Origin of the sequence: Pseudoalteromonas phenolica (genome assembly GCF_005876835.1) — a bacterium.
In the GTDB taxonomy this organism is placed as follows: Bacteria; Pseudomonadota; Gammaproteobacteria; order Enterobacterales; family Alteromonadaceae; genus Pseudoalteromonas; species Pseudoalteromonas phenolica_B.
This window is the reverse complement of record NZ_PPSW01000021.1, coordinates 1-16,581: the sequence shown is the minus strand read 5'-3', so window position 1 is coordinate 16,581 and position 16,581 is coordinate 1. Positions and strand designations below refer to the sequence as shown.

The 16,581-nt window shown below is 39.8% G+C and carries 17 protein-coding genes; 14 read left to right on the top strand and 3 right to left on the bottom strand.

The annotated features are described in order from the left end of the window. The first annotated feature begins 8 nt into the window (after positions 1–8). Genes C1E24_RS12760 through ruvB form a run of 7 tightly spaced genes read left to right on the top strand, consistent with a single transcriptional unit; the run spans position 9 to position 7,418 of the window. The gene (locus C1E24_RS12760; RefSeq protein ID WP_171040892.1) at positions 9–2,429 is read left to right on the top strand and encodes an ABC transporter permease; all 2,421 of its coding nucleotides are present in this window, start codon (positions 9–11) and stop codon (positions 2,427–2,429) included. Positions 2,430–2,444: 15 nt separating this feature from the next. Further along, positions 2,445–3,596 (top strand): sigma-54-dependent transcriptional regulator, encoded by a 1,152-nt coding sequence (locus C1E24_RS12755; protein ID WP_138482019.1) that lies wholly within the window; start codon positions 2,445–2,447, stop codon positions 3,594–3,596. Continuing rightward, positions 3,572–3,847, top strand: coding sequence for a helix-turn-helix domain-containing protein (locus tag C1E24_RS21220; RefSeq protein ID WP_346765675.1), 276 nt, complete (start codon positions 3,572–3,574; stop codon positions 3,845–3,847). The genes C1E24_RS12755 and C1E24_RS21220 overlap by 25 nt, the downstream gene beginning before the upstream one ends. A 25-nt stretch (positions 3,848–3,872) precedes the next feature. Then, positions 3,873–5,204, top strand: a complete 1,332-nt coding sequence (locus tag C1E24_RS12745; RefSeq protein ID WP_171040891.1) for a sensor histidine kinase — start codon at positions 3,873–3,875, stop codon at positions 5,202–5,204. A 56-nt stretch (positions 5,205–5,260) separates the two neighbouring features. Continuing rightward, positions 5,261–5,785: a crossover junction endodeoxyribonuclease RuvC gene (ruvC, locus tag C1E24_RS12740; RefSeq protein WP_138482014.1), complete on the top strand. Its 525-nt coding sequence runs from the start codon at positions 5,261–5,263 to the stop codon at positions 5,783–5,785. 2 nt (positions 5,786–5,787) lie between these two features. Then, complete coding sequence (ruvA, locus tag C1E24_RS12735; protein ID WP_058030063.1) at positions 5,788–6,405, top strand: Holliday junction branch migration protein RuvA; 618 nt, start codon at positions 5,788–5,790, stop codon at positions 6,403–6,405. Between the two features lie 8 nt (positions 6,406–6,413). Then, a complete protein-coding gene (gene ruvB / locus C1E24_RS12730) occupies positions 6,414–7,418 on the top strand; it encodes a Holliday junction branch migration DNA helicase RuvB (protein WP_058030062.1) in 1,005 nt (334 codons plus the stop codon). 32 nt (positions 7,419–7,450) lie between these two features. Here ruvB and C1E24_RS12725 read toward each other — a convergent pair whose 3' ends face one another. The 3 genes from C1E24_RS12725 to C1E24_RS12715 form a co-directional block, all read right to left on the bottom strand. After that, a complete protein-coding gene (locus C1E24_RS12725) occupies positions 7,451–9,277 on the bottom strand; it encodes an aspartyl/asparaginyl beta-hydroxylase domain-containing protein (RefSeq protein WP_138482012.1) in 1,827 nt (608 codons plus the stop codon). 110 nt (positions 9,278–9,387) lie between these two features. Then, complete coding sequence (locus C1E24_RS12720; RefSeq protein ID WP_138482201.1) at positions 9,388–9,927, bottom strand: PhoD-like phosphatase N-terminal domain-containing protein; 540 nt, start codon at positions 9,925–9,927, stop codon at positions 9,388–9,390. A 27-nt stretch (positions 9,928–9,954) separates the two neighbouring features. Continuing rightward, the gene (locus tag C1E24_RS12715; protein ID WP_138482011.1) at positions 9,955–10,494 is read right to left on the bottom strand and encodes a GNAT family N-acetyltransferase; all 540 of its coding nucleotides are present in this window, start codon (positions 10,492–10,494) and stop codon (positions 9,955–9,957) included. Between the two features lie 445 nt (positions 10,495–10,939). Between C1E24_RS12715 and C1E24_RS12710 the strand changes: the two genes are divergently transcribed. The 7 genes from C1E24_RS12710 to C1E24_RS12680 form a co-directional block, all read left to right on the top strand. Next, entirely contained in the window at positions 10,940–11,320 is a 381-nt protein-coding gene (locus C1E24_RS12710) for a DUF6916 family protein (protein WP_138482009.1), read from the top strand. A 32-nt stretch (positions 11,321–11,352) separates the two neighbouring features. Further along, on the top strand, positions 11,353–11,913 hold the full coding sequence (locus tag C1E24_RS12705) for a phage tail protein (RefSeq protein WP_138482007.1): 561 nt from the start codon (positions 11,353–11,355) through the stop codon (positions 11,911–11,913). 11 nt (positions 11,914–11,924) lie between these two features. Then, positions 11,925–12,455: a phage tail protein gene (locus C1E24_RS12700; protein WP_138482005.1), complete on the top strand. Its 531-nt coding sequence runs from the start codon at positions 11,925–11,927 to the stop codon at positions 12,453–12,455. Positions 12,456–12,494: 39 nt separating this feature from the next. After that, complete coding sequence (locus C1E24_RS12695) at positions 12,495–13,067, top strand: phage tail protein (RefSeq protein WP_138482003.1); 573 nt, start codon at positions 12,495–12,497, stop codon at positions 13,065–13,067. Between the two features lie 134 nt (positions 13,068–13,201). After that, entirely contained in the window at positions 13,202–14,374 is a 1,173-nt protein-coding gene (locus C1E24_RS12690; RefSeq protein ID WP_138482001.1) for a S8 family peptidase, read from the top strand. 31 nt (positions 14,375–14,405) lie between these two features. After that, on the top strand, positions 14,406–15,587 hold the full coding sequence (locus C1E24_RS12685; RefSeq protein WP_138481999.1) for a TIGR03032 family protein: 1,182 nt from the start codon (positions 14,406–14,408) through the stop codon (positions 15,585–15,587). Next, positions 15,577–16,581: choice-of-anchor D domain-containing protein (locus C1E24_RS12680; RefSeq protein WP_138481997.1), on the top strand; the 1,005-nt coding region annotated here is incomplete at its 3' end. The genes C1E24_RS12685 and C1E24_RS12680, both read left to right, overlap by 11 nt.

Below are 16,581 nucleotides of genomic sequence, written 5' to 3'. Positions count from 1 at the left end.
AGCACAGTATGTGGCTTGATATTAAGTATGCACTCAGACAATTACTTCAGGCGCCTAAATTCTCAGCCTTGACGCTGCTGGTGCTTATTGGCGGGCTATTTGTCAGCTTGTATAGTTTTTCATTTTTGAATTCAGTGCTATACAAAGATTTACCTTTACCCGAAGGTGATACCATTTTACATATTTCTTCTCAATCACAAGAAGATGCAGACTTAGATCCTATGCCGGCTTGGGAAACCGCGAATCTAATCGAATCACAAACCAGTTTCGCGCAGATAGGTCGTTATGTATCAACATTTGGGCATATATTATTTGAACAAACATCGAAACGACTTAGTTTAGAAAAAGTGGATAGTAACTTCTTTGAGTTTGCAAAAGTTCAACCATTAATGGGACGTACACTACAAGCTGAAGACTACCAGGTCGGTGCAGAGCCTGTGGTGGTGTTAAGTTATGTTATTTGGCAGAGCACTTTTAATGGTCAGCAAGACATAGTTGGTCAAATTATTAATCTCAACAATCAATTAACGACGGTTATAGGCGTTATGCCTGAAGGTTTTGCGTTTCCAGTCGCAGGTAGAGCTTGGCAGCCTTTATCTTTGCAGTATAGGCAGCCACAAATGAGCAACGATGAGTGGCTTAGTGCCTACGGTCGTTTAAATAAAGGCACGTCTGTCGAGCAAGCCGAAACTGAATTTTCTAGCTTGTTAAAAGGGTTTTATGCTCAGAAGCAGCAAGCACTGGGCCGTGACTATGAGCCAAGAACAGTTGCGATTACATCGTTTCCGAGTGCGCAAGTAAATGGTGCGGGTGGTATTGTTTTTACCTTTATCAATGGTGTTGCACTGTGCATATTATTACTCGCTTGTATCAATGTTGGTAACTTATTGCTTGCTAGAGCGTTAGAGAAAAATAAAGAGACAGCGATCCGTGCTGCGTTAGGTGCCCCCACAAAACGTTTAATTTCTCAGTTAATGTGGGAGGGGAGCATTTTAACCATTCTTGGTTCTGTGTTAGCGGTTTTATTAGCAGGAGCTGCACTGAGTTATACAGAAATCGTTTTACAAAGTCATATGGCTGATAACCTTGCATTCTGGTGGCATTGGGGAATGGATACTGACACCTTATTCGCAGCCTTGGTGTTTGCATTAGTGACCCTTTTCTTTGCTTGTTTCTTACCTGCGTATAAAGCAGCAACACAAGATGTGAATGCCACTTTACGAGATGGTACGCGTGGGGCTCAAGGTAAAAAAGCGGGCCGACTTTCTAAGGTATTATTGACTGCACAAATCTTTTTAATTTCTACTCTAATGCTCATTGGCGGGTTATCAGCGTTTTTATCTCAAACTATTATTAATATGGATATGGGCGTCGACTTCAAGAATAGTTTAGATGTGAATTTAACGTTAGATGAAAAGCGATATACCTCTGCAGAACAAAAACTTACTTACTATCAGTTACTAAAAGCTGAACTTGAACAGCAAGATAGTATCAGCGATGTTTCTCTCAGTGTCTATTTGGGTAAAAAGCCTGTCTACCCAGCGGGACAAATCATTGAAAGAGATCAGGACAAACCACAAGTAGATGTGATTGAGTTGATTGGAAACACACAAAGCTACGGACCATATTTGCTAGAAGGTCGTCACCTTGACGAACAAGATCATCGCAATGCCATGCGAACAACTGTGATCTCAGATTCAATGGCAAAACGATACTGGCCGAATGCCAGCCCGCTTGGGGAGCAAATAGACGTTGAACTTAAATCAGGAAAAGAGACACACACAATTGTGGGAGTTGTGACAAATAGAATGAATGCATCGTCTCTATTTGCTTCACTTGATAAAGAAGACGAAATTTATACATCGGCGTTACAAGGTGAAGTCGTGCCTTTAAGAGTGACATTAAAGCACTTTGGAGATAGCCAACAAGCTCAGACCGATTTTTATCATGTATTTTATCGATTAGATCCAGCGTCTGATCCTGGCTATTTCAGATCGAAAGAAGATGACTTTGGCATGCTGCACAAAATGGCCAAAACAGCGTTCTTTATTACTTTTGGATGTGCTTTCTTCGCGTTGTTCTTAGCATTAACAGGTATTTATGGCTTGAGTGCGGGTACAGTTTTCCAACGCTATAACGAAATTGGCGTCCGCCGCGCTGTCGGTGCCACAGATAGAGCGATAGTCAGTTTATTAGTAAAACAAGGTAGTAAATTGTTGGTACTGGGGAGTGGCTTAGCCTTACTACTTTTTGTCTTGATTGCTTATTTGTTTCATAATTTTACAGAGCAGCTAGTACCGGCTTACATTTATCCGATACTTGCGTGTGTCGTAACAGTGCTAGTTGCCAGCGCGGTGTTACTTGCCATTTATTTTCCAACCAGAAATGCGGTAGTATTGGAGCCAAGCCAGGTACTTCGCTATGAGTAAGGAATAACAATAATAATGGCAAACATTTTAGTGGCTGACGATGATATTAATATCATCGCCAGCCTACAGTTTTTACTAGATGATCATGGTTTTGATGTGCAAGGGGTAACGTCTCTGGAAGCAGCTAAAACCCAATTAACGCAACATAACTTTGATCTCGTCATGCTGGATATGAATTTCCATCGTGATACCACATCAGGCAGTGAAGGTATTGAATTTATTCAGCAAATAAATGAATTGTTGGCCGATAAATTGCCGCCGATTATTGCCATGACAGGCTGGGCGACTATAGATATCGCGGTTGCAGCATTGAAGGCCGGTGCGAAAGACTTTGTGCAAAAACCGTGGCAAGACGACGCACTCATTAATACCATTCAAACCCAAATTAAACTGGCCGAGCGAGAGCAACAGCTCGAACTTGCGCAAGACGAAAATAGTCAACTGAAACAAGACCTATATCTTCAACATGACGATCTCATTGCAGAATCAGCAGTGATGCAGCAACTGCTCAAACAGGCACAAAGTTTAGCAAAAAGTGATATGAACATTTTGATCACAGGTGAAAACGGCACAGGTAAAAGTTTACTTGCAAGTAAAATTCATCAGTTTTCAAAGCGAGCTTCAGGGCCCTTTTGTAGTGCAAATATGGGCGCGATTGTAGAAAGTTTATTTGAAAGTGAGTTATTTGGTCACGTAAAGGGCGCGTTTACAGATGCCAAACAAAACCGCGCAGGGCGCTTTCAAATGGCGCAGCAGGGCACATTATTTTTAGACGAAATAGGTAATATTCCGCTTGCTCAGCAGGCAAAATTGCTACGTGTACTCGAAGAAAAACAATTTGAGCCTGTGGGTTCAAGCAAAACCCAACATGCTGATGTAAGATTAGTGTCTGCGACCAATACCGATCTTGAATGTGCCATTCAAGCAGGGTCATTTCGACAAGATTTATTTTATCGTTTAAATACGGTTACCTTGCACATGCCTGCGTTGAAAGCGCGTAAAGACGACATTGTGCCATTGGCAAATTACTTTGTTGCGAAGCACAGTAAGCATTACGGCAAAAACGATGTTTGTTTGTCTGAGTGTGCTAAATCTGCATTGCTCGCATATCACTGGCCGGGCAATTTAAGAGAGTTAAGTCATTGTATAGAGCGTGCACTGTTTTAAGTGACACAAATATCACAGCTGAGAGCCTGAATCTCAACGTAACCAGTAATCTCACTCAGCAAAATGCACTGACATCGATGCCAGAAGACAGTATTACCACCCAAGCCAATTTAACCTTAGATGAAATAGAATTTCAGGCAATGGAGCAAAGACTTAAACACTTTGCAGGGAATGTCACCGAAACAGCCAAATCTTTGGGTCTCAGTCGCAGTGGTTATTACCGTCGTTTAGCAAAATACGAAGCGCAATAGCATGCAATTTTTTAAGCGCTCCAAAATGAAAGCGGTTGATCATAAACAGCAACAGACTCGGTTATTATTGGGTTTGTCGCTGCCTGCCATTTTAGTGGCGTTTTTTAGTTTACTTTATGTAGGGCTCAACACCTATTTGTTGGCATTCTTCAGCATCATCGCCTTGCTAGGGTTATTTTATGTGGCCTACGCCACACGAAATAACATAGACAAACAACAACAGCTTATTAGTAACTTATTGGCGGCTTTGATTGAAGAAGATTACACAATGCGTGGAAACTTACAGCAAGATGCCGCCATCGCGCCACTGTTGAAACTAATCAATACGCTCGCAGATAACTTACAAGCAAAGAGTCGCCAAGTATCTGAAAAGCAGATACTGATCGATAAAATTTTAGATCAGGTTCAAGCCATGTGTTTTGCTTACGACAATGAGCAAAATATCGTGATGGCAAATCATGCCGCACATACCCAGTTATTTTTAGGTCAAGAGTTAGAAGTTTGTTCACTTCAAGATTTCAGTTGGATGAAATCACTCACTGAGAAAAATTCAGCAGTTGTAACGTTAAACACTACGCAGTTACAAGGCGAGTATTTTGTATTTAAAGATAAGTATCTAAGCGCAGGCACCCCACATACGCTGCTACTACTAATAAAAGCCGAACAAATACTCGATGAGAGAAAGCAGCAAGCATGGCAAGACTTATTGCGAGTGTTAAGTCACGAACTTAATAATTCCCTCACGCCAATTGCGACAATCAGTCGTAGTCTCAATAAGAAAATTCAACAATGTGAATTTGAGAAGCAACCACAGTTTCAGCAAGGGCTAGAGATAATTTCCGAGCGGGCAAGTTCTTTGCAGGCTTTTATTACCAGTTACCGAGAATTGGCTCAATTACCAAAGCCGAGTAAATCAGCTGTCACCGTACAAAGTTTATTTGATCCTATTTTACCTTTATTTGATTGTGAATTTACTTATAGCGAAAATTGGCCAAAAGCTGCCTCACAGTTAGTGCTGAATGTTGATAAAAAACAACTTCAGCAAGTGCTCATCAACCTGATAAAAAATGCCATTGAAACTAATGCAGCAAATAACCAGCAAGGTATTGAGTTAAACCTTGAAGCAAGTGATGACATGTTGAAAATTAGCATCCGAGACTTTGGACAAGGGATCGCCAATTTTGATAATTTATTTGTGCCTTTTTATACCACTAAACAGCAAGGCACAGGCTTGGGCTTAGCATTAAGCAGGCAGATAATGCTTAACCATGACGGACAATTACAATTAGAGAATCACCTTGATCAAGGTGCAATCGCAACAGTAACTTTGCCAGCGTTGCAAAGAGATAATGAATAACTGGTAATTCATACAGTATTTTGGCATTATGCCAAAAAAATAAATGAGAATGTGCTTTGGCAGTAATTTTAGGCATAGATCCCGGTTCAAGGTTTACTGGGTACGGCGTGATTGATCATCAAGGAAGTAAGTTTACCTACCTAGGCAGTGGTTGTATTAAAGTGGGTGAGCATGATTTTCCGACCCGATTAAAAATGATCTTCCAAGGTGTCACCCAGCTGGTGGAGCAATTCAACCCGCAAAGCTTTGGTATAGAGCAAGTGTTTATGGCACATAATCCAGACTCCGCATTAAAACTAGGACAAGCCCGAGGCGCAGCAATTGTTGCTGCAACTATGCAAGATGTTCCTGTTTATGAATATTCAGCTAGGCAAGTCAAACAAGCTGTTGTAGGCACAGGTGGCGCTAAAAAAGAGCAAGTTCAAGAAATGGTGAAACGTATCTTGAAGTTACCAGGCACACCGCAAGCCGATGCCGCAGATGCATTAGCCATTGCCATTTGTCATGCACATTCTGAGCAAAATTTAATTCGTTTAGCTGGTAACGCCAGTAAAACGGTTCGTCGAAGATTAAGGCAATAAACATGATTGGAAGACTAAGCGGCACACTATTAGAAAAACAACCACCGGAGATTTTACTTGATGTAAATGGGGTAGGTTACGAAGTTCAAATGCCAATGACCTGTTTCTATGAGTTACCTAATGTTGGCGAGCAAGCAGCGATTTACACGCATTTTGTGGTACGAGAAGACGCCCAGTTGTTATTTGGTTTTAATCATAAAAAAGAACGCGCTTTATTTCGAGAGCTCATAAAAGCCAATGGTGTAGGTCCAAAACTCGGTTTAGCGATTCTATCGGGTATGTCAGCTGAGCAATTCATCCACTGTGTGAATAACGAAGATGCCACCACTTTGGTGAAAATTCCGGGTGTGGGTAAGAAAACCGCTGAACGTTTAGTGCTAGAAATGAAAGATCGTTTAAAAGACTTTGGCAATGATTTACTTACGCCATTTAGCGATAACGCAGTTATTGCGCCACAAGAAGATCCGACGGTTGCCAATAATCCAGCCGATGATGCAGTTGCTGCATTACTCGCATTAGGCTATAAACTAGCGCAAGCACAAAAAGCGGTGAAGGCAGTAAGCCAGCCAGATATGAATACCGAAGCGCTGATAAAAGAAGCGCTTAAATCTATGATGTAATAACCCTTATGATTGAAGCTGATAGACTGATTGAGCCAAGTGTTCAAGGCAACGAAGAAGTAATAGACAGAGCCATTCGTCCAAAATTATTAGACGACTACACAGGCCAGCCCCATGTAAAAAAACAGATGGAAATTTTTATTGAGGCTGCTCGATCTCGTCAAGAAGCACTCGATCATCTACTGATTTTCGGCCCACCAGGGCTTGGTAAAACAACCCTTGCCAATATTGTCGCAAACGAGCTTGAAGTGAATATTAAAACGACTTCGGGCCCTGTACTTGAAAAAGCCGGTGACTTGGCCGCATTGCTTACCAATCTAGAAGAAGGCGATGTGCTGTTTATTGACGAAATTCACCGTTTGAGTCCACAGGTAGAAGAAATTCTTTACCCAGCAATGGAAGACTATCAGCTTGATATCATGATAGGCGAAGGCCCAGCTGCACGTTCGATTAAACTAGATCTGCCACCATTCACACTTATCGGTGCCACCACCCGAGCAGGGTCGTTAACCTCGCCACTGCGTGACCGCTTTGGTATTGTACAGCGCTTAGAGTTTTACTCAGCCGCAGACTTGGCGACCATTATTTCGCGCTCGGCCTATTATTTAGACTTAGCCATCAGCCCAGAAGGAGCTGATGAAGTAGCTCGTCGTTCACGCGGCACACCGCGTATCGCCAACCGCTTACTTCGTCGTGTAAGAGACTTTGCTCAAGTAAAGGGCGACGGTAAAGTCAGCCAAGATATTGCCAAACAAGCCCTTGATATGGTCGATGTTGATAAATGTGGCTTCGACTATATGGACAGAAAGTATCTACTTGCACTCATTGAAAAATTTGCTGGTGGCCCAGTCGGACTAGATAATATCGCTGCGGCCATTGGTGAAGAGCGCGAAACCATTGAAGATGTCATCGAACCTTTCTTGATTCAACAAGGTTTTATTCAGCGCACACCAAGAGGGCGTATTGCGTCAAATGCGGCTTATCTGCATTTTGATTTGGTGCCTAAAGAATAGATAAAACAACCGAGTTTGATAGCTAGGTGGTTTTAATTATTCACAGCAATTTGTTCATCTAACCAGTTTTCAAACTCTTCTAAACTCGCTTTGTTACCCTGGATAAAAGCGAGCGCAGAGAAAATATTTATACCTAGCTGTTCGAATAATTGTCTATCTGCATCAAATTCAGTTTCAAGTTCTTTGAGCGTCTTTCCTGAACAAGCCTTAAAATTCTTGTGCCAATATCTTGCCAAACCTGGTGTATCCATTACCCTAGAATCTTCTCTACTAATAAGAGGTAGTTCAGAATCACATTGCACTGCTACATATTCAAAATCGAATTTTGGATAGGCTATTTTATGATATTTAAAAGTCATGAACGAGTTTGCTCTGGCTTTTAGATAATGAAGTTTAGGTAAATTTAGGCTGCATTCATTTTTATCCAAGCTATGTTTCCCGAATATCTTCACGACGGTATTCAGCTCAAGAGCTTTAAAGCGTTCACTTGTCTCGGGCATTTTTATTCTGCGAGATAAAGCATCCATACCTTCTGACTGGATTCTTTTTACTGACTCTCTACTCAAGGTGGCGATTTCACCTAAATAATAATTTTCACTAAAATTTTTACTTTGGGTCAATGAGGCACTAAGTACGATTTCTTGAGGGATTAAACTACCTTCATGATTTAATAATGGCTCCAGGTGAGTAAATATTTCTACCTGTGGCTCTTGTTCTAGCATTGCTTTCATTGTCTCGGATATTAATACATCAAACTTTAATGTTGATGACCATTTCGTTGCATCTACGCATTCTATAGCCTCAATGAATTTGCCGAGATTAAGGTATTCAATTACTTTTTTGAGATATGAAATAGATTCTAGATGAATATCCAGTAAGTGCACCCTTACCCTACTGTCAGGAAATAAATGTAAAATCGGCAATAAAATCGTGCCAAATGGGCCTGTACCTGCATATAGTATGTTTATTGTCTTATGGTTTTGAAGTTGATAGCTAATAGCTTCATATGTTCCGCGCCAAAATTGCATTGTGCGCATAAACTCTTGCGCACATCGCATAGCAGTAATGGTTGAACAAGCTTTACCGTATTTAGTGAGAGTACCTTGAGCACAACCAGATTCAACAGGCTCTCCCAATCCAGTTAAAGCGCTTATTTGCTTAACCCAAGACTGAATTTCAGAAGCATATTGATACAGTCCGTTTCTCTCAACTTTAAGTACTTTTTGAATGAGCAGTTCTGTTTGGGTTTTAAAATCTAATTTTTCGTTGATATTTTCGAAGCTGTGTTTATATACTTTATCTCTTAACCAGTCAGATACCTCGCAGTCAACAACAAGGTTAATTCGACTCTCGGACCCTAAATTTTGTACTTCGTGGATCTGATCAGCATTAATATACCAATACTCACCAGCAGACATTGGAACAATTTGTCCGTCAACAAGGAACTTTAGATTTTCAGAAGTATGAATTGGAATATGAATACGAGCCTCGCCTTGCTCTAAGCTCAAGCCTTTATCCCTATGTGGTGTTATGTGGCAGCCAGGGTCTAAACGCATAAGCCTGACAGACTTAATTTTGCATTTGAGTTTAGATAATGCTCTTTTGAACTCAACTGCTGAATCCAAAACTGGCAAGTTTTGATATGCCTCAGAGCCCTCAATACTAAAGGCTTGAAGTACTGGTGATGTGTTAATTAATTCAGATTTGCACCTTAATGGCCTGACTTGCCAGCCGCCTTTATGAGCGTTTAAATTGACATGTTCGACCCAAAACTGTTCATCTAACAGCTTAGTAAGGTCTTGTTTTAATTTTGTAGGATTAAACTTTATTCCTAAGAAGGCATACGAAATAGCAGGCATAGCAAACCTTTAATTAATAAACTTATAAGTAAGAATATCGAGGTGAAAATCTTTAAACTCAAAGAAAGCACCTATAAATTAGGGCTTTCTTTTTAAAGCTCACGATAGGTTTAAGCCATTGATTGTGCTTTTAAATTAGTTTCTAAGATGACGTCAGTCTTTTTCTTTCTGAGGTTTATCAGTGAGGTCTTGATGATTTTATTTGGTTTTAAAGAGTAGCTATAATCGGTACTTTGTAGTTCAGTTTGAGACTCTAAAAAGCATCCTTTATATAAAAATCTTGCATAAATTGTTGTTCCAGAAGGGACCTCCTCTAAACTAACATCTAGTGAGAATGATTTTTCACCTAAATGAATCATAGTGCCTTCAGAAACAACTTCGCTAAAATCATTTTCAGTAGAAAATTGCCAGGTGATTTCGCTTTTACGTGCATGTCCAAAGGTTGGGTTTGTAGTTTCAGGAGTGAAACGAGCAAAAATAATGACAGGGATGATGCGCTTGCCTTTCGGAGGAGTATGGTAATCGTTTTCTTGGCTTACAAAACGGGTCGTTGGCGAAATAATAGTATTTGCGCTTGCATGAGAAAGTGTTGTTAAAGCGCTTGCTGCTGCAGCTGCTTTTAGGAATTGTCGTCTACTTGATACTGTCATGAATATATTCCTTTTAGTATTTTTACATCAGTTTGATAATTCGAAATGTGATGAATTTACCGTAACTCTGGCAGTTTTTGACTCAGGCAACCACATCATCAACGCGTGTGGTAATTTATTATCAACAATCTTAAAACCCAGTTTCTGGTATAGGTTTATTGCAGAAATATTCGAATGAAGCACGGTTAAAGTGAGCGGTACTTTGTTTTGTTCTGCAGCTGATTTTAACGCATTAATGACGATGCTGCCGTAGCCTTTATTTTGGGCTACTTTGATAAATGAGATATCTATGATCCGAACTTCATTGTTGCCGAAATCAACCGCTATTCTGCCAATCTTTTCTTGTTGCTTCTCAATGACAAAGTAAAATGCATTAGGAAATTGCTCCCCGTAGCCTTCGAATTGCGCTTTAAATTGCATCTCAATTAATTCTTCAATGAAATCGTGACTCGCGTCCACATGTTTAAGGTCGTCACGGGTACTATTATACAAATTCATTAGAAAAGGCTTGTCTCTATCATTAGATGGGCGGATAACTAACCCACCTTGCATGGCGTTATTGAGCATAAATATTTTCCTTAACTATTCACTTTAAGACCGGTTAATTATTGAAGTTTTTATATGCTAGTCTGCTTTTCAGGTAATAGCAATACATAGGATTTTGCTAAAAAAAGGCCCTTAAATTACTTTTTAAGCTTATAAATAGAGTCTAAAAAACAACGGGTTTTTACTAGTTTTATTTTTGTTTAGTTAATTAAAATCAGTGATTTAGTTTTATTTTCTTCTTCACTCCCTCATTTGTGTTTTTGTTAAATGCAGACTCTGAAAATGGTGATTGTATGGAATGTCGTGTAATGCGGTGTAATGTATTAAATATTCAAGTTTTCTAACTAATCTGCAATTATATATTTGTAATTGTTAAATTGGTGTGCAAGCTTAAATCATAATATCGAAACGCTTTCGAATGGTTGTTAAAGCGCTTAAAAATTTAAAATTAAATTAAGGACAAATCATGCCTGAAAACGAACAGCAAGAAATTGGTGATATCAACTTCGCACAAAGCTTAATTAAGTTAAGTTTAGAGTCACTTAAGCCAATGGAAGGGAATACGATTGAAATCACGTCGTTGACAAACAATCAGTCATTTAAAGCACAAATTGATGAGGTTGTTATTGGTAAAACAGAGGGCAAGCGTTGGGAGTCATTTGTAATTTACTTAGATGTTTGTCCCAAACAAGATGTTGTTTTAACTCAAGGTTATTACAGAGTTAATTTAAACGAGCTGGGTATTTATGATCTATTTAGCAGTCCTAATAGTGAAACAGAGCTCGAATTTTGCTTTAACTTTGATAAAAAGTTAAGAGCTGAAGAGAAAGCATTGAAAACTTCTTAATTTAAGATGCAATTTTTATAAGGAAAATACATATGGCAAACCCATTTTTAGGTCAAATAGTTCAATTTGGCTTTGGCTGGGCACCCGTTAACTATGCATTATGTGATGGACAGGTTCTTCCAATTAATAGCAACAATGCATTATTTTCATTGTTAGGCGTTCAATTTGGCGGTGACGGTAACGAACAGTTTAATGTACCTGATCTTAGGGGTAGAGTGCCAGTTTCACAAGGCGAACTTCTCTACCCTTATGGTCAAACAAATTTCCAAATGGGTCAGTTTGGAGGCCACGAAAGTGTTGTTCTTACTATTCAGCAAATGCCGTCTCATAGTCATACGTTAGGTTGTGACAATTTGGACGCAGACAAACCTCGTGGAGATAACAATACTTTCGCTCAGATTAAATCTAGAAATTTATCAGAAGCTGCTTCACCACTATATAGATCTAATCTATCGACTAATGAATTGAGAATGCTTAACGAAAATGGGTTACCAACATCATCAGGTGGTAATCAAGCTCATACTAATATTCAGCCAAGTATGGTTATTAATTTTGCCATAGCATTAATTGGCGAGTATCCAGCTAGAAATTAAGGAGAATAACTATGTCTGAAAACTTTACTGGTGAAATTATTATGTTTGGTGGGACTTTCTCAATTCATAATTGGGCGTTATGTAACGGGCAAATTATAGGAATTGCGGACCAGCAAGCTCTCTTTTCTCTCCTTGGTACTACTTATGGAGGGAATGGTATCAATACTTTTGCGTTGCCAGAGATGAGGGGACGTATTCCTATGGGAAGAGGTCAAGGACCCGGTCTATCAAGTCGACAAATAGGAATGCAAATAGGCTCAGAGTCTGTCCCGTTGAGAGAAGTCGATATGCCCGTACATACTCATCGTCTTCAGGCTTCAAGTGGTCAAGCTAATAGTATCTCTCCAGTTAACTCTATACTTGCGAATGTATCTAACGAGAACGGTACCTTTTATGAGACACAGCCATTTAATAATGTTTTTGCCATGGCCAGTGGTCAGGTGGGGTCAACTGGAAAAAATGAATCTCACCCAAATATGATGCCTTATTCAGCTGTGAACTTTCAAATTTGCTTGACTGGTATTTATCCATCTAGAAATTAATCAATTAATTAATATTCAACCCTTATTAAGGAAAAGACTATGGCGAATCCTTTTATAGGACAAATTCAAGGCTTTGGGTTTTATTTTGCACCGAGAGAATGGGCGCGTTGTACTGGAGCACTATTACAGATTTACCAATATCAAGCGCTCTACAGTATTCTTTCAAATTATCATGGTGGAGACGGAAGAAGTACTTTTGCGGTTCCAAACCTATCAGGCAGAGCACCACTTCATGTAGGGGGAGGTCAAGAGAGTGGCCCAGGGTTAAGTTATCACTACATTGGAGAGAGAGAAGGCTCGAGTGAAGTGTCATTAACAGTTGACCAACTACCTAGTCACAGTCATGGTCAAGTATACGTTTCTGCACCTGGTGACTCTGCTGATGGGTCTGCGCAAACGCTTGGCGGCCTTTACAGGAGTGACTCAGATGGTGATGGGACAATAAGTAGGCAAAATGTATTTAGTTCAACTCCTTCGACACCAGCGAATTTTTCAATGAGTGAACATGCTATTTCGAGTACAGGTTCAAGTATGCCTCATAATAATACACAACCATACTTGACACTTAACTTTTGCATTGCGTTGTCTGGTATTTATCCATCTCGAAACTAACTGTAATAAGCTCCTATTATGGTGATAGGAGCTTTTTACAGTTATTTGATTTAAGTCGTTTTTACACTAATCGTCTTGATATAACATAGTTAGATATGAATATTTTATTTTTCCTTTTTGGGTTTGGGTAATACATGCGTTTACTTATTTGCTGCCTTGTAGTGATTTTTTTGTCTGCTTGCCAGCTAGTCGAAAATGAAAAGCAACAGGCGATAACTTTCAAGAATTCAAATCATAAAGTCCAACTTTCTGCTTTAGAAGGGCAGCCAAATCACTATTCAAGCAATTTAGGTCTTCAGTTTATTGTAACAGGTGACTTGCTTGCTCTTGTTAAGCCTTTTGCTAAGACACAGCTGAGCCAAGTTATAGGTGTTGACTCATTCAATACAATTGCCACAATGAGCAATAATGAGATAGTTTTAATCAAGACATCTTCTAATAATTTACAGGAAATGATCAATCAACTTGAAGCGATTGAAGGCGTCGACCAAGTCCAGCCTGACCATTACATAAAAAAGGAATTCGGCCAAGTTAACAAGCCAGCATCAAGCACACAAAATAATGCTTTACCAATGCTCGATTTACCTTCTCCAAATCAGTGCCAAGAGCCACTTCATTCCGTAAGAGTCGCTCTGATAGATAATGGTTTTGACTTTAGACATGTAGCTTTTAGAGATACACATGTTTTACTGCATTATGATGCTGATAACTTGATTGAAATTCGTGATATTCCAAATAAACGCATAGGGCATGGTACGGCAATGGCCGGAGTGATCCTTGCTAAAAATTTTTCAACTGGCGAAGAAGGTATCGCGCCTGCAAGTGAAATTATCGCCATAGAACAAGCAAGCAGTAAACTTTCTTCTGTGATTTTAGGCTTTTCAGTCGCCAGAATGATGCATGCAGACATTGTAAATTGTAGTTGGTTAATGGAGTTTAAAAGTGACTTACTCGTATCTTTTATAAAAGATTGGCACGCTCAAGAAAACACTGTCTTTATTGTAACAGCTGCTGGTAACGGGTCTAAAGATGCGTGTTTAGCTAATAAGCTAAGTCTTATACCTGAAGTACTGACAATAGGGTCCATTAATAGCGAAAAAAAACTAAGTACTTTCAGTAACTACGGCCCCTGTGTAGATTTATTTGTTCCTTCTAGTCATATGTCGATTCATGAAACTGGATACATTACAGCATCTAGCACTTCAGCCTCGGCAGCATTTTTTACAGGCTTTTTAGCAAAAAGCCTGCAATGCGGTTTACAAAAGTCAGAGTTACGACAGCAACTTATTAATAATCACATAAACTAAATAGAGCGCTCAAAATAAGGATGTATTTTCAATGGCAGTAAATGAGAATAAATTATCTGAAAATGATTTGTATCTAGACTACTCTAGTAAAGCATCAGACAATTTTGCGGGCATTTTGTCTGCACTCAATATTTCTCTTTTAGTGAGTAGCTATCAGAGTAATGCAGTCTTTCTTCTCTCCGGTAGTAATGGGCAATTACACTGCGAAGTGAAGTCAGTTAATAAACCTATGGGGCTCTATGCCGATGCTCAAAGGATCACACTTTCTAGCTACAATGGTGTACATGATTTTATTCTCAATGAGCCTGCAAAAAATAGCATTGACAACGGTTATTTAGACTCAACAAAGCGCTTGCCTAAAAAAATGCAAATAGATGATGCATTACAGCAAGATGTCATTGCTCAAGTACAGGGAATTAAACGAAGCGACGCCTTATATTGTGAGCGGTTCAGTTTGGTAACTGGGGTCATAAATGTTCATGATATTGCTTGGGGTAATCAGGGCCTTTGGGCTGTTAACTCTTCTTTTTCTTGCTTATCAACGATTGATGCGACCTTTGGCTTTGTCGCTCGTTGGAAACCTGAGTTCATAAGTAAAATAGCCCCAGAAAATCGTTGCCATTTAAATGGTATGGCAATGAAAGATGGTGTCCCTCGGTTTGTCACAACCTTTGGTAAAGATGATTCGAAAGAGTCATGGCGTGATGGTGCAACTGGTACTTTGATAGATACTAAGAGTAATGAAATTCTACTCGACCAGCTCACGTTACCCCATTCGCCAAAATATGACGACGGTTATGTTTACTTCTGCGATTCGGGTCACGGCAGTATTAATCGTTTTAATTTGCAAACAAGAAATAATGAAGTGATAGCCACGCTACCTGGTTTTACACGAGCCATAAAAGTGCTAGATGATTTACTCATAGTTGGAACCAGTGCAATCAGAAAATCTGAGGTAAAACGTCAGTTACCTGCAACAGACTATCAGTTGCCCATCGATAAAAGTATTGGCGCTGAAAATTCTATTTGTGGGATCTGGATTTTAAACAAGGCCACTGGTGAACAGATAGCCCACCTACATTTTGATGGTGAAGTGACACAAATTTATGACATTGCGGTGATCCCCTATGGCTCACCGTATTTAGTTGAAAGCGCTCAAGCCATCGCTAGCCATTTATTTTATTTCTCTGAGGAATTAGCTCATGCTCTTTGATATACCCGTTAATAAAACGCTACTCGCAACGGTTATCCCTGCGGTTATTGTGGGCGCACCTACGTATGCAAATGTTGAAAGTGCGATTCAACAAAGCTCCTCTGAGAGTATAAAAAAACCTACAGCCGCAGAAAAAACAAATAGTATTGCAGCTTCACTGGTGACAGTAAAAATACCTAAAAAACCAGATCAAAAGGTTGACGTTGACTTTAACCACCTCGTCAGACAAAAAACAAAACAAGACACGCTAAAGTTTTTACAACAACAGGGGTTGCTAACCAATAAGTCGGTTCAAAAAACTGAGACGATTCTAGCCAAGGGCACCAATAAGCGGTTTGCTCTCGGATCATGTCGCCGTGGAGATAATAATCAGTGTACTACATCTATATCTCGTACTGAGTGTACTTCGACGTTCAACGGTCAGTATTACAATGCGGCAACATGTCCTAGTCAAAGCAATCCTGAGATTAATATAAAAGAGGGCGGTAGCGATGTTAGTAATAGCGGGACTATTAACTTTGGTAATATTGAAGTTGGCGCTTCTTCAACTAAAACTTTCACCATAGAAGAGACGGGCGGGGCAGATTTAACGATTAATTCTATTGCAGTGACATCTAGTGATGGTTTCACTCTATCTTCAAGAGGATGTTCATCACCTAGTCAAACCTTAAACAAAAACAATACGAGCAGTTGTACATTTGTAGTTGCTTTTTCCCCAGTGAGCACTGGAAGTAAATCAGGCACTGCTACAATTAACAATACAGATAGTGACGAAGGCACTTACACAATAAACCTTAATGGTACTGGCGTTGATACGACTGCACCAACCGTCTCTAGCGTAGGAGTGCCAAGTAATGACACATATGTTGCCGGAGAAAATCTAGAATTCACCGTTAATACCAGTGAAAATGTGACGGTCAATACCACCAGTGGCACACCAAGCATTGCCATTACCGTGGGCAGTACCACAAAGAATGCGACCTATGTCAGCGGC